This is a genomic window from Paenibacillus sp. FSL R7-0204 (assembly GCF_038002225.1).
Classification (GTDB): domain Bacteria; phylum Bacillota; class Bacilli; order Paenibacillales; family Paenibacillaceae; genus Paenibacillus_AQ.
Map to the genome: position 1 here is coordinate 4,470,248 of NZ_JBBOCA010000001.1, position 19,769 is coordinate 4,490,016.

At 50.5% G+C, this 19,769-nt stretch carries 23 protein-coding genes and 1 pseudogene; 8 read left to right on the plus strand and 16 right to left on the minus strand.

The window, feature by feature from the left end; all coding sequences use genetic code 11:
• Window positions 1-798 precede the first annotated feature (798 nt).
• Complete coding sequence (locus tag MKX42_RS19740; RefSeq protein ID WP_340753993.1) at window positions 799-1,548, minus strand: hypothetical protein; 750 nt, start codon at window positions 1,546-1,548, stop codon at window positions 799-801.
• A 1,109-nt stretch (window positions 1,549-2,657) separates the two neighbouring features.
• Window positions 2,658-2,879 (minus strand): annotated as a pseudogene (locus MKX42_RS19745) (IS4 family transposase); the annotation flags it as partial.
• Window positions 2,880-2,993: 114 nt separating this feature from the next.
• Here MKX42_RS19745 and MKX42_RS19750 point away from each other — a divergent pair.
• The 3 genes from MKX42_RS19750 to MKX42_RS19760 all read left to right on the plus strand — a co-directional run bounded on the left by MKX42_RS19750 (window position 2,994) and on the right by MKX42_RS19760 (window position 3,820).
• On the plus strand, window positions 2,994-3,209 hold the full coding sequence (locus tag MKX42_RS19750) for a hypothetical protein (protein WP_340753994.1): 216 nt from the start codon (window positions 2,994-2,996) through the stop codon (window positions 3,207-3,209).
• Between the two features lie 89 nt (window positions 3,210-3,298).
• Window positions 3,299-3,511 (plus strand): hypothetical protein, encoded by a 213-nt coding sequence (locus tag MKX42_RS19755; RefSeq protein ID WP_209873220.1) that lies wholly within the window; start codon window positions 3,299-3,301, stop codon window positions 3,509-3,511.
• Window positions 3,512-3,514: 3 nt separating this feature from the next.
• Complete coding sequence (locus MKX42_RS19760; RefSeq protein WP_340753995.1) at window positions 3,515-3,820, plus strand: HNH endonuclease; 306 nt, start codon at window positions 3,515-3,517, stop codon at window positions 3,818-3,820.
• Window positions 3,821-3,967: 147 nt separating this feature from the next.
• Here MKX42_RS19760 and MKX42_RS19765 read toward each other — a convergent pair whose 3' ends face one another.
• The 5 genes from MKX42_RS19765 to MKX42_RS19785 all read right to left on the minus strand — a co-directional run bounded on the left by MKX42_RS19765 (window position 3,968) and on the right by MKX42_RS19785 (window position 7,223).
• On the minus strand, window positions 3,968-4,126 hold the full coding sequence (locus MKX42_RS19765; protein WP_340753996.1) for a hypothetical protein: 159 nt from the start codon (window positions 4,124-4,126) through the stop codon (window positions 3,968-3,970).
• A 191-nt stretch (window positions 4,127-4,317) separates the two neighbouring features.
• A complete protein-coding gene (locus MKX42_RS19770) occupies window positions 4,318-4,998 on the minus strand; it encodes a MerR family transcriptional regulator (RefSeq protein WP_340753997.1) in 681 nt (226 codons plus the stop codon).
• Between the two features lie 11 nt (window positions 4,999-5,009).
• On the minus strand, window positions 5,010-5,648 hold the full coding sequence (locus tag MKX42_RS19775) for an Hsp33 family molecular chaperone HslO (RefSeq protein ID WP_340753998.1): 639 nt from the start codon (window positions 5,646-5,648) through the stop codon (window positions 5,010-5,012).
• Window positions 5,649-5,822: 174 nt separating this feature from the next.
• Window positions 5,823-6,185, minus strand: coding sequence for a hypothetical protein (locus MKX42_RS19780; RefSeq protein WP_340753999.1), 363 nt, complete (start codon window positions 6,183-6,185; stop codon window positions 5,823-5,825).
• Window positions 6,186-6,224: 39 nt separating this feature from the next.
• Window positions 6,225-7,223, minus strand: coding sequence for an aldo/keto reductase (locus MKX42_RS19785; protein ID WP_340754000.1), 999 nt, complete (start codon window positions 7,221-7,223; stop codon window positions 6,225-6,227).
• A 268-nt stretch (window positions 7,224-7,491) separates the two neighbouring features.
• On the opposite strand from MKX42_RS19785, the gene MKX42_RS19790 reads away from it, so the two are divergent.
• A complete protein-coding gene (locus MKX42_RS19790; RefSeq protein ID WP_340754001.1) occupies window positions 7,492-8,163 on the plus strand; it encodes a tetratricopeptide repeat protein in 672 nt (223 codons plus the stop codon).
• A 116-nt stretch (window positions 8,164-8,279) separates the two neighbouring features.
• Here the strand turns inward: MKX42_RS19790 and MKX42_RS19795 are convergent, their stop codons facing one another.
• The 7 genes from MKX42_RS19795 to rpiA form a co-directional block, all read right to left on the minus strand.
• Window positions 8,280-9,428, minus strand: a complete 1,149-nt coding sequence (locus tag MKX42_RS19795; RefSeq protein WP_340754002.1) for a DUF4179 domain-containing protein — start codon at window positions 9,426-9,428, stop codon at window positions 8,280-8,282.
• The gene (locus MKX42_RS19800) at window positions 9,425-9,985 is read right to left on the minus strand and encodes a sigma-70 family RNA polymerase sigma factor (protein ID WP_340757743.1); all 561 of its coding nucleotides are present in this window, start codon (window positions 9,983-9,985) and stop codon (window positions 9,425-9,427) included. Before MKX42_RS19800 ends, MKX42_RS19795 begins: the two co-directional genes overlap by 4 nt.
• 188 nt (window positions 9,986-10,173) lie before the next feature.
• Entirely contained in the window at window positions 10,174-13,332 is a 3,159-nt protein-coding gene (locus tag MKX42_RS19805) for an MMPL family transporter (RefSeq protein ID WP_340754003.1), read from the minus strand.
• A complete protein-coding gene (locus MKX42_RS19810) occupies window positions 13,329-13,781 on the minus strand; it encodes a MarR family winged helix-turn-helix transcriptional regulator (RefSeq protein WP_340754004.1) in 453 nt (150 codons plus the stop codon). The genes MKX42_RS19805 and MKX42_RS19810 overlap by 4 nt, the downstream gene beginning before the upstream one ends.
• A 224-nt stretch (window positions 13,782-14,005) precedes the next feature.
• Window positions 14,006-14,446 carry a GNAT family N-acetyltransferase gene (locus MKX42_RS19815; protein ID WP_340754005.1) on the minus strand — a complete coding sequence of 147 codons (441 nt, stop codon included), beginning with the start codon at window positions 14,444-14,446 and terminating at the stop codon, window positions 14,006-14,008.
• A gap of 42 nt (window positions 14,447-14,488) precedes the next feature.
• Window positions 14,489-14,995 (minus strand): VanZ family protein, encoded by a 507-nt coding sequence (locus MKX42_RS19820; RefSeq protein WP_340754006.1) that lies wholly within the window; start codon window positions 14,993-14,995, stop codon window positions 14,489-14,491.
• Window positions 14,964-15,644, minus strand: coding sequence for a ribose-5-phosphate isomerase RpiA (gene rpiA / locus MKX42_RS19825; protein ID WP_340757744.1), 681 nt, complete (start codon window positions 15,642-15,644; stop codon window positions 14,964-14,966). Before rpiA ends, MKX42_RS19820 begins: the two co-directional genes overlap by 32 nt.
• 126 nt (window positions 15,645-15,770) lie before the next feature.
• Here rpiA and MKX42_RS19830 point away from each other — a divergent pair, with 126 nt between their 5' ends.
• Complete coding sequence (locus MKX42_RS19830; protein ID WP_036729275.1) at window positions 15,771-15,968, plus strand: hypothetical protein; 198 nt, start codon at window positions 15,771-15,773, stop codon at window positions 15,966-15,968.
• A gap of 34 nt (window positions 15,969-16,002) precedes the next feature.
• On the opposite strand, the gene MKX42_RS19835 is transcribed toward MKX42_RS19830, so the two are convergent.
• Together MKX42_RS19835 and MKX42_RS19840 are read right to left on the minus strand one after the other, a co-directional pair.
• Complete coding sequence (locus tag MKX42_RS19835; protein WP_340754007.1) at window positions 16,003-16,557, minus strand: macro domain-containing protein; 555 nt, start codon at window positions 16,555-16,557, stop codon at window positions 16,003-16,005.
• Window positions 16,541-17,008: a hypothetical protein gene (locus MKX42_RS19840; protein WP_340754008.1), complete on the minus strand. Its 468-nt coding sequence runs from the start codon at window positions 17,006-17,008 to the stop codon at window positions 16,541-16,543. Before MKX42_RS19840 ends, MKX42_RS19835 begins: the two co-directional genes overlap by 17 nt.
• Before the next feature lie 230 nt (window positions 17,009-17,238).
• Between MKX42_RS19840 and fsa the strand changes: the two genes are divergently transcribed.
• The 3 genes from fsa to MKX42_RS19855 all read left to right on the plus strand — a co-directional run bounded on the left by fsa (window position 17,239) and on the right by MKX42_RS19855 (window position 19,694).
• Window positions 17,239-17,886 carry a fructose-6-phosphate aldolase gene (fsa, locus tag MKX42_RS19845; protein ID WP_036694437.1) on the plus strand — a complete coding sequence of 216 codons (648 nt, stop codon included), beginning with the start codon at window positions 17,239-17,241 and terminating at the stop codon, window positions 17,884-17,886.
• 152 nt (window positions 17,887-18,038) lie between these two features.
• A complete protein-coding gene (locus tag MKX42_RS19850) occupies window positions 18,039-18,482 on the plus strand; it encodes a MarR family winged helix-turn-helix transcriptional regulator (RefSeq protein WP_340754009.1) in 444 nt (147 codons plus the stop codon).
• A 12-nt stretch (window positions 18,483-18,494) separates the two neighbouring features.
• Window positions 18,495-19,694 carry an MFS transporter gene (locus tag MKX42_RS19855; RefSeq protein ID WP_340754010.1) on the plus strand — a complete coding sequence of 400 codons (1,200 nt, stop codon included), beginning with the start codon at window positions 18,495-18,497 and terminating at the stop codon, window positions 19,692-19,694.
• The last annotated feature ends 75 nt before the right edge of the window (window positions 19,695-19,769 follow it).

A 19,769-nucleotide genomic window follows, 5' to 3' on the forward strand; every position in this document is an offset into this window, starting at 1 on the left:
GTATTTATGATTTTCTTTGAAACCGTATTTAATGATGTGCAAGAGAGTGAGTGATTTTTTAGTGATTTTTATAATCGTTAAGTTGGAAGAAAATACTGCTCTAAAACCCGTTAGTTTTTGGGATTCTCACCGTCAACCTCAGCACTTCCAGCTTCCGCTGCAGCTCTCCAATCTGACCGTAGCCACACAAGATACGGAGTGGCTGAAAGAAATAAGCCGCCGGTAAGAGGCCCTGTGGCTGACCTGGAGGGCACCATATTTGTGAAAATGACAAGGAACCCCGCCAGAATAACTGGCGGGGTATTTTTAAAGTATATATTTCCTTATTACTAATTTAATAGGAACTTGATTTGCTGCAAATACCGATTTACTTGCACCACAACCCCGCAGACCTTTAGATCTTTGTAAGGGTCAAACAATACAATGTGATCTGCTCCTACAGGATGCTGGCAGCCAAGAGCACTCGCGGCGCTCCGGTGCTCAAACATGTGTCCCGGATTCAGCCATTACGGATGCCGAGGTTTCTATTTTACGTTGCGTAATCTTTTCCGACCTGTCCTACATATATTTCCAACTATTTTCCCGACTTTCATTTTCATATAATTTTCTACAATTAAACGAACATTTGTTTTTTTGCGAGTTTCCTCACATTTAAAAATGGATTGAATTCCCAATAAACAAAAAGCCTATCGACCAGTTAAGGTTGACAGACTTTTCATCCAACACACTTTCAAGAAGTTAAAACCACCAAGAATTTATTTGAGGTTTATAGCTGGCTCGATAAAGCCAAGAGCAAGTTTAAATAATAAATTCAGTTTCTCCAATCAAATTATAACGCAATGAATCAGAGTAATTAAACGTAACAGTGCGGTGCATTCTTTGGTATGCTTTTCCATCATGATACGTGATCTTTGTGTACCAAACATTCTTAATCGCAAGAGCGATAATTCCAGTTGCAAGTGAGACTAAGCCAGCATATGGAACATTATAAAGAGCAGATAAAATAGCTGCTAGTACACTGATAATACTATAATCAGTGTTAACATCCCCCTGTATATAACTTTCATAGATCCAAACACCGCTCCAGGCCATTGGACTTACCACAGAGTTTTGTTCGCTTACTGGACTTACAGTACTATTGCTATTCAATGCCTTTCCGTTCAAATACACAGTAGTACCATCCGTTGTAACTTTGTAAACTTTACCTTCATTAGTTGATATAGAAAAAGAATCTTTTCCGTCTACAGTGGTCTTTTCAACTATGTCATTTGAACCATCAAGTTCACTACTCACTTTTATTTTTGTCCAATCATCTATTACTCCATCTATCACTTCAATATTTACGTCAGCATAAGCAGTCTTAATTTCATAAACATCATTTTCATTATTTTTTGGGAACACTTTCTGCATAGAATATTCTGTTGAAATAGATTCGTAAGCAGACGTAGCGCCGGCTGGACTTGCTGCAGAAATCGAAGATAATGGACCTGTAAGGGTAACTGTTGCAATACAAATTACCGCCAAGGATTTCACTAGAAAAGTTTTCATTTAATACCTCCCAAAATATATTTTATTTCTCTTTTGTGGTATATTATATAGTTTATTTTGTCAAATTTTGTTTTTATTAAAAATAATCCTCTCTTTTTCCTTTTAAGCAATTATTTATGTATAATGTATATGTAAAAGTATTTTTTCACCTATGGGTTATACGCAGCTCATTTCATTCATATACTTTTCAATCCTTTGTTCATTGTTATTACACCCCAAATTAAGGAAGGTTGATCTATGTGATTAAAAAAATCCTACACACAGTAACAATCTCCGGAATCATTTTATTTGTAATCCTAATTGTAATACGGAATAAGCAGAATATTAATTGGGATAGACCCTTTTTATGGATAGTTGTAATCTTTGATGCTGCTATGCTCGCGTTGACCTTGTATCTGAGATATAAGAAGAAATATTAGAACTACACAATATAATCTAGAGTCTAGGCGTTTGATTCCAGAATTTACTCAACTTATGATTATTAAGAAATACACCGTTTAACTCTGATCGGTGTTTTTTCATCATATTTAAAAAAGGAACGTAGTCTGAAATAGTTGTTTTGGAACATATAATTGTTAACGTTCCACATTTTTTTGTAGAAAGCGAGTGATGTCATTTTCAGAGAATTAAAGATTGCAATTGGAAAAACACAAGTTGAGAGTTGCCAAATCAGAGTAAGAGTGAACACTTCGAAATAATGAAGGAATAGTATAAAATATACTCACCCTATGAGGATTTAGTTGATGTGATGAGGTTAATCGCATTCCCTTAGAGGAACAAAGAATATAACCCGGCGGGTTATTTAATGTAAGCTCGAATAAATAGAATCCCGCATACCTGTTAAGATTGGTGGGATTTTAAACATACTGTCGGGCTACGTTCTCAACGCAAATTGTGTATTTAGTATAATTTATGAAATGACTTCATCAATATACTTATCTAAAGCTTGTCCACCTGATACATTTCTAATATGACTCTTCATTTCATCAATAATTTCCATTGTCTTTTTAAAATTTCTACTAGCATTATTAACTCAACTTTCGCAGCTCAAATGTCCAAACAAACCCTTGATAAATCTAGGTAAACCGGAGATCCATTCCTTTAGTTGACAAAAAACAGCTGGATACAATCGTGGTATGGCTAATCAATTGGTCAAAAGAGCGTCTCTGAAACTCTGTCCCTAGTTTCAAATAGCTTTTGGTGACTTTGAAAAAAGTCTCAATACTACAGCGCATGCCGTAGATTAGTACGATTTCAGCAGCATCCAGCGTGACATCTGTACTCAAAATCGCAAGCCACTCCCGTTTTTTATTCCGGTTGCGCACAAAAAGTGGACCGCGGTGTTTGGTGGATCACCCACGCGTTTCAAACTGCTTGTACCCGACAGGACAGGCTGTTATACGACAGTCCGTTTTGTAGCAACCCCTGCTACTTCTGGAGGAGCTGTGTCTATAGAAGAGACCAACGGGAATGTTGTGCAGATGTCTTACGGAAATTATTCAACCGGCAAAAACCAGTCCCTTGAGGTGCAGCTGACTAATCCGGAAGCGCCGGCATTCTCTGTGGAGGCCGAAAGGAAGGATGACGTTCTTACCCTTCAGTATGACATTCAAGGTACTCCGTCCTCCTGCACTTATATTGCGAAGGATCAGACCAAGTAAGTGTTAAGTGGATTTCTGGTGGACAGACGGGTATACTGATCGTATTTGCTGAATCAGCAGTTATCCCTAGATAAAAGGAGATTTATTCCATGCCCATCAACCGACCACTACTCACTGACCAGGATCTGCAGGAAGCGATTGACCGCAAGCTGCCCGTCCGCGTCTTCCAGGATGACCATCTGGTGAATTCCGGCGCTACGATAGTGCGGTTCACGGATTCGGATGTTGTGATCCAGTCGCGGGTCAGTGATCTGACCTATTACTCGCGCAGCCGCTGTGAATTCTTCGAAGTCCGGCCTTAAGATATGACTGCCCGGGCCTTGGACACTTGTGAGCTGTGCGGCCGTTCTCCTCTTGCAACTACCGTTCATCATCTGATCCCCCGCGAGAAAGGCGGCAGCCTGCTCCCGACGGCCCTTCTGTGTAAGGCTTGCCACCGGCAGATTCATGCCCTGTATACCAACAGCGATCTCGTTGTTCTTGGCCTTACGACACTGGAGAGCCTGCGGAGCGACCCGCAGATTGCCGCTTATCTGAAATGGATCATGCGGCAGGCGCCAGGCTCGGAACCGAAGCTGCGCAAATCAAAGCGGGTGCGAAGCAAGCGTTAGTCTGCCGGATGGCAGGTGCGCTCATGTCCAGGACGCAGCAAAAAGGTGCCTTCCGAGTTCCGGAAGGCACCTTTTTTGCTGTTTGTACTGAAGGCTCTATGATTTGCTGCAAGGTCTTCTTAGTAAATAGTTCTGCGGCTCTATTGCTTATTTCTTCATGCCGCCATAGCTGCTCAGCTTCTCATTGAGGACTTCCTGAAAGCTCTGGACCTTGTCTTCCTGTCTCTGCACTTTGGGACTTAGAACGGGCTGAGGTCTAAAAAACTGATGATTAAAAGCCATAAGGTTATGTACGCTCATACTCATTGAAGTTCAACCTCCTTCCATAATCTTCACCCTGAATTTGCGTGAGTGCGAAGCATCTTATCCCTTATATAAACCGCTCTTTCCAATCCTAAACAGTTTTATCTGAATTATAGGTAAGGATGCTATACATTTATCCAATTAAAAAGAGCAAGCGGTTCCCCTCATGGAGAATCGTTGCTCTATGTTACGGCTTACAAGCCGGCATCATACTCTTCAATCAACTGGACTAAATAGCGGTAATTTTCCTGCGTGATCCCGAAAGTGTTCGCCGGATTCTGCTGATAATATGCCTCTGATTTCTTTACCGTATCCTCCGGTACCTGATTTGCCTCAAGAATATTCTTTTTCCAGTATAGAACACATTTTTCCGCTCTATCATCTTTTGCAGACAAGCGGTGTTCAGCACAGAAATCCAATTCCTTAATGAAGGTATTCCAAAGCTTAAGGTTAAAGGAAGCCGGTTTGCCTTTTGGAGAATCGCCTGTATCCGGCAGCTGTGAAAAAAGCGGAAGAATATAAGGGGTTACGTCCTGTCCCCCACTAACCTTCTCCTCGAGAACGGACAGACGCATGAATCGAAGCTGCAGATCCGATAGCGCTGTCTGAATCCTGTCTTTTTCCTCACGGATAAAGAGCCTGACGTCAAAGCTGTCATTGTTAAGATATTGCTGAATATCGCTGAGCGTCATTCCCATATTTTTAAGTGAAAGAATAACAAACATGCTGGAGAAGGAATCTGAGTCATAAAAGCGGTGCCCCTGCTCATTGACATAGGCCGGAGTGAGAACCTTTATGTCATCATAGTACTGCAAGGTACGCACACTAACTCCAGTCAGCTCTGCAAATTCTTTGGTTTTAATGTATTTTTCCATAGTCATACTCTCTACTCTATCGTATTTTCTGAGATCACCTTTGCTAAACAGGACAACCTCCCGGGAATCTGCCCCCAAGGCAGTTGTCCCCATTCCTTAGCTTGATATAGCAGTTCATAAGCAGCCTTTCCCATCAATTGGTTATCTGCGAAGGGTAAGGGCTGCATCAAAATCCCTCTGGAAGCATTGTCCTCAGCGAGTATAATATGACTTGGAAGCTGCTCGCTCTGTACTGTAAAGTGAGAAAACAGCATAACAACGCTATCCATATGCGCCTCAACTGTACTAGTGTGTATCCCTGTCTCCCAATTCCCTGTCGTGACCGAGACCACAGATTTACCGTCAAACAGATCAGCGGCTGTCCCGTCAAATTCATTCATTTCAGCACTATACTCCATAGTACAATTCGCATCAGAGATCTGGCAAAAAATTGAGACGCCTTGAGAAAGCCGGAAAGAAAAACTTATTTTAGAAGGAGCATCATTGATGGAAGATAATAATGCACAATTCGTTATGATCTCCTGCAAAAGGCTGCGCATTCCGGTTGTCCCGGTAAACGCATTTAATGCTTTTGAAGCTATCTGACGGGTATCCGCAACAGCCATTCTGAAATCTTGGTTCACGGACAGCATTCGTATAATATTATTCATTTCTATCACCTCTTACACCAATCGTACTGTATCACGTTACGTGATACACAACCCCTGATTGATACAACTGGAAACGGCTTTGCCGTCCTTTGTAAGGACGGTACCGTTTCAGCGAGAAATAGAAGGACAAGTTATCGTGTGAAACATATAATTTCTTATATTTTTAAGAAAGACTTATAACGAAAAATCAGTCACGCCTTTCTTGGCGGCGTACTTCAGCATATAGGTTCCTCCGCCCTCAAAAGGCATCGTGGCGATGGTGATCCGTGTATAGTCCAGCCTGTGATCTTTTAAGACTCTCTTGACCAGAGCAATTCCGCGGGCTTCATCTGTCACTACGCAGAATAGATTAAGCACATATTTGGCCGGGTCAGCCATACTCTTGCCCATATCAAAGCCATCCACATAACCAAGTTCGGCATCTGCCAGGAACAAATTCAAGTATTCGGTCACTTTCTCTCTAAGCCATTCATCACGCTTGCTTCCCTTGGAGCTCTTTAAAGGATACTGTACCACGAGCCAATGCTTATCATTCATTTGTGTTCACCACCAGACTTAATGATTTCTTCCAGGCTACTACTTCAGGGCTGCCCAGGAAGCCTCGTTCAGCAGCTCCAGCTCCTCCGGCTCCAACCGGAAGCTCATGGCGCCGACATTCTCCCGGGCATGGCGGGCCTTGGATGCGCCGGGAATGGCAACTACAGTGTCGCCATGATAATGAATCAGCCAGTTCAGCGCGATCTGCCCGGGGGTAACCCCGTATTTGTCAGCCAGTGCAGTCAGCGAAGTGATTAGCGGCTTGCTGCGGGCCAGGCTCTTGTCGTCCAGGCCGGACATCATCCGCCGGGAACGCGAGACGGCAGCCACCTGCGACGGATCGCTATGGAAACGGCCGGTCAAGATGCCCTGCTGAAGCGGAGAATATGCGATGATCGAGATACCCAGCTCCTTGGCCACAGCCATGATGCCGTTCTGATCGATGCTGCGGTGCAACAGATTGTATTTGACCTGATTGGAGACGAGCGACAGACCGTAGGTCTTTAGCAGCCGGTGTGCTTCTGTCATTTGCTTGGCGGAATAATTGCTCACTCCGACATAACGGATTTTGCCGGCCTTCACCAATCCTGCCATCGCTTTCATCTCACTGGCAATGGAGGATAACGAGAACGGCTGGTGGATCTGGTACAGATCAATGCCTCTGCCGCCAAGGCAAGCGATGCGCTGGTCGATAGTAGCGGTGATGGAGCCTGCCGTCCGCAGCATCGGCCACCATTTGGTCGCAATCAGCGGAGCCGCATGCGGGCTGCCTTCCTGCTGAAGCTGATCCAGTACATGAGCGAGCGCCTCCTCCGACTTGCCGCCGCCATAGATTTCTGCCGTATCCACCCAGTTCATGCCGCCTTCCAGGCTGACCCGCACGATATCCAGAATATCCGCGTCTGTGATATTACTCCAGTAACGGCCTACGAATCCTTTGCCCCGGCTGAACTGCCAGCAGCCCAGGCCAAGCGGCGATACAGACAGCTCAGAGCGTCCCAGGGGACGCAGCTGCACCTTGCTTGCCAATGTCTCCATGTTTCATCCTTCTTTCTATAAGAGCTAATAAAGCTATGAGACAATTTAACTGTACACAAAGCTTATGACTTCCGCAGCAGGCTGTCAATGACAGCAGTGCAGGCAGGAGCGGGGGGGGTTATGGATCACCTGGAACTGAGGAACGGCCCCCATCCTCTTTTATCGTGGCTTCAAAAAAGGATGATATGGTATAATTACCCTGCCTATTCATATCCAACTTGCAGGAAGCGCAATCGAACCACACACGTAACGGAGGGAATTCATATTCATGATTAAAATTCTAGGTTTCCTGCTGCTCTACCGGCTGCTCGGTAATCCGATTCTGGCCCTGATTATCCTGCTGGTTGTTCTCTATTTCCTGGACCGCCGTTATGTCGGCATCCTGCCCAGCTTCTCCAAGCCATTCCGCCGCAGCCGTCAGATGTCCAGACTGCGGACTGCCATTGCCCAGAACCCGAACGATGTCACCGCCAAATTCGATCTGGCCCGGCTGCTGATTGAGCGCAAGCGCTACAGCGAGGCCAAGGAGCTGCTGACGGCCATCGCCGACCGTTATGAGACCTCGGCTGAATACTGGGTGGAGCTCGGATACGCCAACCTCAAGCTGGGCCAGCTTGCCGAAGGCGAAGGCCAGATGCTTCAAGGCCTCGAGATCAACCGCAGAGCCCAATACGGGCAGCCTTACCTTCGTCTGGCCGAGACCTTCCGGCATATCGACCAGGACAAGGCGCTCCATTATGTGAGCCAATTCCAGGAGATCCAGACCTCCTCCAGCGAGGCTTATTATCTTGCCGGGTCGATGTATAAGGCGCTGGGCCGGACAGACGATGCCAAGCGCGCTTTTGAGGAATCGCTAGCGGTCTACCGTTCCTTGCCCAAATACAAGAAGCGCCAGGAACGCGGATGGGCGCTGCGCAGTTACTTTGCGAAGCTGCGCTGAATGCGCAGATACATAGACACCATGATGAAGGCTTCCTGCGCCTGGCACTAACCACAGTAATAAAACAAACAACCTCCGGCTACTGCACGTTACCGTGCCACGGAGGTTGTTATGTACTATTTTACAGGAACAGTTATTTCAAGTTCAGGAATGTAAAGCCTATCCCTATCCCCATTCTTCAAGATGTAAGGTTTAATAGTGATGCTCTCCGGCCTCTTCTCAAAAGGTTCAAAGACACAGCTGTATGATAGCGTATCCCCGGTACCACTATAGCCACCATTTACCATAACGGCCTCTTGATCTTGCCCATCCCACAGCTCAAACCAAATATTAGGTAACCCGTGTTGCTTATATTTATCTGGAATGGCTTCCTCAATAATCTTAATATCCGCTCCGGGGTCTCCCTTGATTTCAGCTAGCAGCCTGGTCGACGTTTGGCTTAGCTCCAGCCGTGTGAACCGCAAATGAATATGGTCATGTACCTTGACCTCTCCGGGAACAAGCACAAGCTCATCCAAAGTATTCTTACTCACGGGAAACTCAAAGCGAAATGGCTCATCCATTCCATTAATAGAGACCAACATTGTGAGATCAAATTGGTCTGGGAATTGCAGATCACTTCCACTCAGTGCTGTAACGATGACAGAGTCAGGTGCACCCGTACTTCTCTTACCAATGTTGTATCCCGTATTCACCGGTTCTCCGTTCACCAAAAACTCGATATCTTTTATCCCTCCCGTTACCTGACTGGGCGGGGTCGAAGGATCAAACCAAGCACCCAAATCTTGACCACCTTCGGACTCAACACGGGTAAGGACCAGTGACAAGCGGCTTCCGTCATACATTATTTCCGACACCCTGATAGTCATCCCGTCCTGAGTGACGCTCTGCTCAACATTGGTGGTTAAGCCTGCTTCATTTGCTTTTTGAAGCCCGGCATCTCCGACAAGCTTGAATACACTTTCCATGAACGGCAACTGTTTCAAGGTCTCTGCCATGGCCGGAGAGATGAACCCCAGACTAATAATGAATACCAGCCCGGCTGCCACAGATGCTGCACTAATCAGCACCCGGGATCCCCAGCTACGTTTTCTGTTGGGCTTAGAGCGGAGCTTTTTTGCTGGAGTCTCCTCCAAGCCTGCCTCGTCCCCTCCGCCAATTATCCGGTAAGTATCCTCCATGCGCAGGTGCACAAGCTCAGGCACTTCTGGAAGACTCTCTTCCTGGAGTCCTGCCAGCCTGCTTTCGAATTGCTCACGACTCATTGGATCCCCTTCCTTTCTGCAGGTTGTACCAAAGATTCATATAAGGTTTTTCTGGCACGGTGCAGTCTGGTTTTGACCGCGCTCTCTGACAGCTCAAGCAGCTCTGCAATCTCCTGAAGCCTCAATCCCTGATAATAATGCAGCTTAACAATCGTCCGCGTTACCTCTTCCAGCCCACTAATGGCCTGACGGAGATCCATATCTTCTGCGGTCGCAGAAGAGGACTCTATGCTCTCCGGCGGTTTGGACATGACTATCACCCTCTCCCGTTTGCGCAGAATCAAGTTGCATTCGTTGATCAGAATCCGAAACAGCCACGTGTTGAAATAAGCCGCTTCTTTCAGTCCTGAGATGGCTTTAAAAGCTTTCAGCACGGTCTCTTGCATCGCATCTGCACAATCCTCGTCACTCCTGACCATGGACTTGGCGACACTATACATCCGCCGCTCAAGAATCTTTACCAGCTGGATGAAGACCTCGCTGTCACCCGCCTGGGCACGCCTGACCAGATCCTCTTGTACGCTATCCAGGGTAGATTTCCTCCCTTCCTTCGGGATGCTGCTGCTTCCCGCTTGTTAGTTGTATATATCTGTTTAGATGAAGCACAGGCGCATAAGGTTACTCGGCATTAACAAATATTTTGACTTCTTCTTACGTAAACAGCAAAGAACAGGCTCCGCTTAGTAGCGAAAGCCTGCTCTTGTAGAGTGTTCCATCATTGAGTCACATCATATAATGCTGAACATTACATATCCAGTGATTTCGGGTGATCCTCCCCAGCCGCCGGACGGAACGGCCACCAGTTAGCCCGGCCGAACATCCGCACCATCACCGGCACGAAGAACGGCAGGAATACCAGTGCATACAGTGCCAGACCGGACAATACAACCGTGGCAATCTGCATCATCGACAGCACCCCGGAAGGATACATCGAGGCGAAGGTTCCGCCCAGAATCACTACAGCCGAGAGAATTACGGTTCCCATATTGCGCATGGCATGTAGAATTGCCTCCCGCACATCCCAGGTTTTGTTCTCATTGAAGCGGTCCATCAGGAAGATACTGTAGTCCACCCCGAGGGCAATCAGCATCACGAAGCTGAAGAACGGCGTCGTCCAGGTGATTCCCGAATAGTTAAGCAGATGCACGAAGATCGCTTCAGTGATGCCCAGTGCCGTAAAGTAAGTAATTAACAATGAGGCAATGATGTACAGCGGCATAATCATCGAGCGGAACAGCACCACCAGGATGATGAAAATACCGCTTAGCATCAGAATTACTGTACGCGTGTAATCTTCATTGGAGATGGTCTGCAAATCATTGTAGGTGCTGGTCACGCCGCTCATGGCCGTTTCCGCATTCGCAAGCTTGGTACCGGCCACGGCACGGTCCACCGCTGCCTGAATCTGTCCGACACTGTCAATAGCCTTCGCGCTGTATGGATTCCCAGCGAAGACCACATCCAGGGTCATGACTTTGCGGTCCCCGGACAGATAGGTATCAAATACCTGCTGCATGCCCTTGGCCTTAAGCGCCTCTGCCGGAACCAGGAACCCGCTTAGCTCATCATCCTTGGCATCCTGAATTTGCTTGAGGTAATCCTGCGCCGAGCTTAAGCCTCCTGTGATTTGTCCCAGACCATCCGCACTTTGCGTCAGTCCGTCCGTCAGCTGTCCAAGCTGGCCCGTAAGCTCGCCGAACCCGTCGGCAAGCTGCTTCTGCCCGCCCTGGAGCTGTGTAAGCCCGGTGGTAATCGCCGGAAGCTTACCGACAATCTGCCCTTGGCCGTCAGCCGCCTGCTTCAGCCCGGACTGCAGCTTGCCGATACCGGCTACCAGCTGATCCAGCCCTTTCGCCAACGCAGCCTGCCCCGCTGCCGCTTTGGAATATCCGGCATTGGCTTCCGTCAAACCGGCCGCCGCCCCGCTTAGCTGGGCCGAGATCTGGCCCAGTCCTCCGGCAAGCCCCGCAGCTCCCGTACCGCTCTGTGTGACTGTACCTTTGATCGTCTGGTAATTCACATCCTGGAGCAGCTCCGGATAGGCGGCTTCCAGTCCGGTGAATGAAGCTCCCAGACCATTAAGCGCATCTGCCACGCCTTGAAGCTGTTTCTGCAGACCGGTAAGACCTCCGTTCAGCGCGGTCAGGCCGCTGCCGATCTTCTTGTACCCTTCGAGCAGTGAGGCATTGGCCGCTGCCAGTTGCTTCGCACTGCCTGCCGCCTGCGCCAGGCCGGCTTTGATCTCTCCGGCTCCGGCTCCGCCGCTGCGGATACCTTCCTCGATCCGCGTTAAGCCAGTGCCCAGCGCGTCAATGCCTTTTTTCAGCTCAGCCGTTCCTTCCGTCAGCTTCGCACTACCCGAGGCGGCCTCGGCAAGCTTAGGACCATTATCCTTCAGTTGCTTGCTTGCTTCGCTCAGCCCGCTCTGAATCTTGGTTAACCCTTCACTGCTCTGATCCAGACCGTCCGACAGCGTAGCCACCTGAGTAGGAATCAGGAAGTCATTAATCTGCTCCCCGGTAGGCCGGGACATGCTGCGCACAGCCTTAACGCCATCCACCTTTTCCAGCTCGCGGCTGATTTTCTCGGCAAGTCCCATATACTCTGCAGTGTCCATCCGGTCGTCATTCTTGATGACAATCTTGCCCGGCATGGATTCACCCGGACCGAAGCTCTCAGATATAATATTGAACCCTTTGACCGAGGCGTAGTTAGGCCCAATCTCATCCATACTGTTGAAGCTCAGCTTCCCGCTGTAGGTAAGCAGGAACGGTGCCACAACCGCAGCAACGATCAGCAGCGCAGCCCAGGGTCTCTTCAGCGAGAACGAACCGGCCGCTCCCCAGATCCGGCTCTCACTGTGCTCCAGCTTGCCGCGGGAGGGCCAGAACATCTTAGGACCCAGCACCGCCATGAAGAACGGCACAACGGTAACAAGTGCAAGCAGCATCACCGCTATGCCTACCGCCACCGCCACCGCCGAACGGTAGAGCATGAACTTGGACAAGCCGATTGCCACGAAGCCGACAAAGACCGCCAGCCCTGAATAGAACACCGTTCCACCAGCCTTCCGGTAAGTGGCGATAATGGCGCTTTGCGTATCCTCCGACTGTGCAAGCTCCTCCTTGAACCGGCTGATCAGCAGGATACAGTAATCGGTCCCTATCCCGAACATGACAGCCACCATGAAGATCTGGGTGAACGTCGAGAGCGGAAAGTCAAAACGGTCTACCAGGAACGCGACAATCGACTGGGACACGATATAACTCAGCCCCACCGTCAGCAGCGGCACGAACGGAGCCACGAACGAACGGAACACCACGAACAGAATCAGCAGAATAAACACGACAGTGATGTATTCCGACTTTTTCAGACCGGCTTCCGAGCTGGCAATCGTATCCTCCGTAATCAGCCCTTCGCTGGTCATATAATGCTCCGCCGTAACGTTGCCCAGCAGCTCTGCAGACTTAGCCGGGAGTTCCTTGACTGTCTCCTCTCCGCCTTGCACCGACAATGCAACCATAATCGTCTTGCCGTCCCCGGCAATCAGCGTATCCTTCAGCTCAGGCTGTGAGAACGGATCTGTAATCGCGCTGAGCTTCAGGGAACCCTTGTTCCCGGCCAGCTTCTCCACACCCTGCTTAATACTCTCGGTGTCTGCGGCCGTCAGCCCCTCAGGCTTATGGAACACCAGGGCCACCTGATGCACCGTCTCCCCGTCCTTGGCCGCAGCCACCTCCTTCATAATCTCTGCAGCCCGCGATGAGGTGTAGCCAGCCGGAACAGCAATCTGACCCTTCTCGCGCACCAGATCGGGCATCCCGGGAGCCGTGAGGAATAACACCACCGCCACAGCCAGCCACACCGCGATAACCGCCCATCTTGCCTTCAAAATCGTTCTCAATTGCTTCTCCCCCCTGTATCCTGCATCAGAAATGCCAGCTTCTCAAACATCGTAATAAACAGCTCTATATTGTGATCCTCGAAGTGGAACAAGTATGGAGAGATCACCTGCTGCATCTGCATCTCAGAGGTCTTGTAGACACTCTCTCCGTACTCCGTCATGGTCAGATACACCTGCCTGCGGTCATTCTCGTCCCGGGTCCGCTGAATCATCCCGGCTTCATCCAGCCGGTTGATGATGGCAGTAATCGAGCTTTTGCCTACGGCGACTGCTTCAGCCAGATATGTGGAGGTACACCTCTCCTGTCCGCTGATCAGCCTGAGAATCAGGAATTGGTCCGTTGTCAGACCTTCGCCAAAAATATCCCGGAGCCGCGCATTGATCTGCCTCGTAACGACCATATAAGCATCTACGTAGCGATTGATCCATTCATCTGCGTCTTTCTTCAATGCTGCTTCCGCCTTTCCATATTAGTTCACGTGTCGAACTGTTTTACAGTAAAACTATATTGTCCTTTGCGTTAAAAGTCAACTGGTTTCATGAATTTTACATCATTCTTCATTTGGACGATCAAGTAGCCCTCCCGAACACAAAAAAACCACCCGGCACGCAAAGTGCAGAGTGGCTAATATTGTTTATCTCACCTATTGCATAGCCTGATACCGTCGTCCGGCTACTCCTCATCCTCCGTCTCTTCCACCTCATAGACACAGCGGAACATTTCGATGCCAGCAGCGTTCTCACCCAGGCTGTACACCATGAAGCCCAGGCTGCGGTAAAAGTCTGCGGCAATCTCGTCCTCGGTCTCGGCTACCAGATAACGCGGCTGACGGGAGGTGACCAGCTCAAGAATCATGCCGCGCGCATACCCTTTGCCCCGGTTCTCCGGAAGCACTGCGATATGGCGGATGTCGAGCGAGCCGTCTTCGGTCTCTTCGTAGCCGGTCAGTCCGACCAGCAGCCCGTCCTCCTCCCAGCCGCACAGCTGCATGGCCGCAAGCTTACTGTATTCCTCCGAAGTGCGGATCAGCGCATCCGGGTCATCTATAACCGCATAAGCCAGCAGCTCATTCACCTGCGGTGTGCCGACAAGCGGCTTCAAATCAATCAACATATATCTCATCCTCCTAAAAATATACCTGACCCCAGACCTCCGCTATCCCCGCACCAGCCGCAGCAGTGCATACCCTGTCCACACACCCAGCAGGTTAAGCAGCAGATCATCGATATCCAGACTCCCGACATGCAGCAGCATCTGCAGCAGCTCCAGCACCATAATGCCCAGTACAGACAAAAGCGTAAGCCTGATAAAAGAGCGGTAGCCGGTCACCACCAGCGGAAGCAGAATGCCAAAAGGCGCGAATACCGCCACATTCCCCAGAAGATTCACCAGCCTGTTAGCATACGATAATCCGTTAGTCATGTCAAAGTATAAACGCACGGTCCGCAGCGGTTCAAGATTGTAACGGAGCGGCCCGTCCAGCTGAACCGTCCGTCCGAATCCGATGAACATCCAGTACAGCAGCATTCCGCTATAGGCAATCAGCAGCAGCCAGGCCAGGAACCGGCGTCCGGGTGGAAGCGCCTGCTTGGCTGTAGAAGCCTTCCCTTTCCTGCGGCCTGTATGCGGCTTAGCGATCCTGGCCACCTTCAATAATCTCAATTGTGCCGTCGCTCTTGCCGATAATCGCCAGATCGGCGATCCCGATGAAGAGACCGTGCTCGACAACTCCCGGAATACGCTGGAGGGCAAGCGCCAGCTCTGCAGCCGATTTAATCGCTTCAAAACGGCAGTCGGCGATATAATTGCCGTTATCCGTCTTGTACAGGTCTTCTCCGCTGCGCCGCAGCTCCGTCTTGCAGCCCAGCTTAGCGAGATCAGCGACCGTCCACTCCCAGGCGAACGGCACAATCTCCACCGGCAACGGGAACTTCCCGAGCGTGGTCACCGCCTTGCTCTCATCGGCCACAACGATCATGCGGGCGCTGCCCATGGCGACAATCTTTTCCCGCAAAAGCGCACCGCCCCCGCCCTTAATCAGCTGCAGTGCCCCGTCCAGCTCATCCGCCCCGTCAATCGTCAGGTCGAGGCTGTCCACATCACTGAACGCTACCAGCGGGATGCCCAGTTCGCGGGCCTGATCCTCAGACGCCTGTGAGGTAGCTACGGCCGTAATCTGCAGGCCTTCGCTCACCCGTTCCCCCAGCTTGCTGATGGCCCAGTAAGCAGTGGAGCCTGTTCCCAGGCCTACCTTCATACCGTCCTGCACATATTCGACTGCCTTCTCCGCTGCCAGCTGTTTCACATTGATACTCATTTTATTCCCTCCATGTTATCCGTTATAATGAACGAAGTGGAATCGGCTGTGCCTGTCCACAAGGAATTCTTATTCATTACCATCAGCCTGACTACTAATAATCCATCAGGAGGCATCCGCATGAGAACCGAGAACCAAATCCAATCCAAAATCAACGAAATGACGCTCCAGCGCAGATCCCTGGAATCGCGGCTGGCTCCCCTGCCTCCCGGTGACCCGCAGAGGGCCGCGCTAGACGCACAGCTGACCAGGCTGGAAGATCTGATTCTAATGCTGGAATGGGTATTGAACGCACCCGTAGGCAAATATCACGCCTGACTTCCGGGCTTCTGCCCGGACAGGCTTTTGCCGTTCAGCTATAGTTCCCAAGCATGGCCCCATACAGCCTGGCATTCTCATGCTCGAAGCAGACGAAACCGATCTGCCGCAGCGGGAGCTCTGCCGGGCTCTTCGCGCGGACATATAGAGCTACAGCTTCCAGCGCCGTCTTGCAGGCCAGCTCCTTCGGGAAGTTGTAAATGCCCGTGCTGATATTCGGAAAAGCGAGGCTCTTCACCCCATGGGCGCAAGCCAGATCAAGGCTGCTCTTATAGCATCCCGCCAACACAGCCGCTTCACCAGCCGAACCGCCCTTCCAGATCGGCCCCACCGTATGTATCACTCCGCGAAAAGCAAGCCGCCCTGCACTGGTAAGCGCAGCTTCACCGGGAAGAATGCCGCCCTTCTTCCGGCGGATTACCGCGCATTCCTCCGCAATTTCCGGGCCTCCAGCCCGGTGTATTGCCCCATCCACTCCCCCGCCTCCATACAGACCGGAGTTGGAGGCATTGACGATCATTTCGCCCTGCCAGGAGGTGATGTCCCCTTCGTGAACCGACAGGACGACATCATTAACGTTGATCTGCATAGCTGGTCTCCTCCTTCGCCGCAGTTTCCAGCGCCTGAATCAGTTCCTTTTCGCCCCTGCGGGCTGCATTCCCCGAAAAAGAAACATGCGTAAGCCGGCCTCCCTGCACTGCGGCCTGGCGGAGAATGCCCAGCATATAATTCTGCGCATCAGATAACACGAGCTCGCCCGTACCGGCGGCAACTCTGCACAGGGCACGGGTTGTTCCCGCTTCTGACTCCGGCAGGTCTTCTTCCCCTGGCTTAACCACCGTGAATTGAAACAGCGGCACCGCCTCCGGCAGCTCCTCACCCGCAGAGAATCTCTGATTATATACTGAGTACATCAGATTGCCGGTATGCGCTCTGGAAGCATCCGACTCTTGCTCCGCAAGGATTCTGCTGTTCTGGTAAGCAATAATTCCGGCTGTGACCAGCAGAAACAGCACCACTCCCGCAATTAAAGTATACATTCCTGTCACCAGCCCATCGCCTGTAATGAACAATACCGCTTCTATAGTATCATGGACAGAAGTGTCCGTGAATGGTCCTACCCGTGTAAAAACATTTTTTTCGCCCGTTCCCATAAAGTTATTTTGAAAGATTCAAATTAACAGTTGAAACTTCACGTGGCATGTCTCATAATGAAGTGGAGCCTGCTGTTTTGTCAAATCCATACGAAATCAAGGGAGGATACCTGGAAATGAAATTTTTCTTGGATACCGGAAATATTGAGGAAATCAAACGTATTACCCGCCTCGGATTAGTGGATGGCGTAACGACGAACCCGTCGCTGATCGCCAAGGAAGGCAGATTGTTTAAGGACGTAATCAAGGAGATCGTAGCTATTGTCCCTGGTCCTGTAAGCGCTGAGGTTATCGGCCTTACGGCTGAAGAGATGCTTAAGGAAGCTTACGAGATCGCTGAATGGGCTCCGAACGTGGTCATCAAGCTGCCTATGACCGAAGATGGTCTGGAAGCTTGTTATGAACTGACCAAAAAAGGCATCAAAACCAACGTAACGCTCGTATTCTCCGCTGCTCAAGGCCTCATGGCCGCCAAGGCAGGAGCTACTTATATCAGTCCGTTCGTCGGACGTCTGGATGATATCGGTGTAGACGGGATGAAGCTGATCAAGGATCTGAAGACGATTCTGACCAACTACGACCTGAAATCCGAGATCATCGCCGCCAGTATCCGCAACATTGCCCATGTGGAGCAAGCTGCAATCGCCGGCGCCCACATTGCTACCATCCCGGGTTCACTCCTGCCATCGCTCTGGAAGCACCCGCTGACCGACAATGGTATCGAACGCTTCCTGAAAGACTGGGAGAAAGTACCACAGGTTTAAAACAAAGCAAATAGTCTAAGCCCCCTTCCGCATCATGCGGAGCGGGGCTTTTTTGTTGTTGTTAGATTGGACGGATACCTTTCCTCCTTGACCCATTTACTTGTTATGCTTATACTTGTTACAACAATTAATTACAAAGGAGCAGTTCATTTATGACTCTTTCCTCTCCCCAGCAATTCCTCGGCTTCCTGCTGGGCTCGACCCACCGGAGAATCTCAGTAAGCTTCGCCCGGGCGCTGAAGCCTTATGACATCACACCCGAGCAATGGTCCACCCTGCTGATGATCTGTGACCGCAGCGGAGTCAACCAGAAGGAGGTTGCCGTTGCCTCTGCCAAAGACCAGCCGACCACTGCCCGGATCGTGGAGCTACTGCTCAAGAAAGGCTTCATTACCAAAACGGCCAACCCGGAGGACCGCAGAGCATTCCAGCTCTATGCCACCGGAGAGGGTCGGGCGTTAATTGAGAACACTATAGCGCTGGAGCAGCAGACTATAGATATGGCTGTAGCCGGGCTCGAGCCGCAGCAGCTTGAAGACCTCCGCAGTATGCTGGAGCAAATCTATCACAACACCGGAAATCTACATCAGGAATAGGAGTCAAAACACTTGAATCAATCATCTGAACGTCTATGGACAACATCCTTCATTACACTCACCCTTTGCAATCTTCTGCTGTTCATAGGACTGCAGATGACCTTATCTACCCTTCCGGCTTATGCGGAAAGTGCCTTGCATGCTTCACCCGTGCAGGTTAGCCTTGTCACCAGCCTGTTCGCCTTCAGCGCGATTGCCTCCCGCCTCTTCTCCGCCAGGGCCTTGGAGAAGGGCGGGCGCAACCTGCTGATCTTCCTTGGTCTTGCCGTTGCCCTCTCTTCGGTGGCGGGCTATTATTTCGCAGGCAGCATCTTCACCCTGCTGCTGTTCCGCATGCTGTTCGGCGTAGGCTTCGGTATGGCCAGCACGGCGTTCCCGACCATGGCCTCTGATGTCATCCCTATCCGCCGGATGGGTGAGGGCATGGGCTATTTCGGATTATCCACCAGCCTCGCCATGTCGGCTGGCCCGCTGATCGGACTCAGCCTGCTGCAAGGACCAGGCTTCGGGTCCCTGCTGCTGGGGACGGCTGTAGCGCTTGCTCTGATCCTGCCGATGGGCTTCCGCCTGGCGAAGTCACTGCCTGGCGGACATCTGGAGCCGCCCGCAGTTCCGGCTGCAGCTGCCGGAAGCAGCCCTTACCGCAGGCTGCTGCTTCCCTGCCTGCTTAACTTTCTCTTATCCATCTCTTATGGCGGTCTGCTCGGCTTCCTGGCTCTCTACGGGCAAGAGAAGCACCTCCAGCATATCGCTTACTTCTTCCTGTTCAATGCTCTAGCCATTGTCGTGATCCGGCCGCTCTCCGGCAGAATCTACGACCGCTATGGTGCGCCTGCCCTGCTCATCCCGGGAAGCCTGTTCATCGCCACGGGGTTGCTGCTGCTATCCTTCGCCTCCACAACGGCAGGCTTGTTCCCGGCCGCTCTATGCTACGGCTTCGGCTTCGGCTCCATGCAGCCTGCGCTCCAGACCTGGATGATTCAGTCTGTCGAGCCGCGCCAGCGCGGGTTAGCCAACGGAATGTTCCTGAACTCGCTGGATCTCGGTGTCGCCATCGGCTCCATGCTGCTTGGCGCTGTCGCCATGTTCACCAGCTATGCCGTGATGTACCGGTACTCGATATTGGCACCTCTCCTGCTGCTCGCTGTCTATCTTCTGGTACTCATGATGACCCGGCAGAATAGTAAGCGTAAAGCTGCAATACAGGGATAGCTTTCACATACATTTGGTCCAACACACACCTTTTTGACAGCAGCAGGAAACTATAGTTTCCTAATATTAAGAACA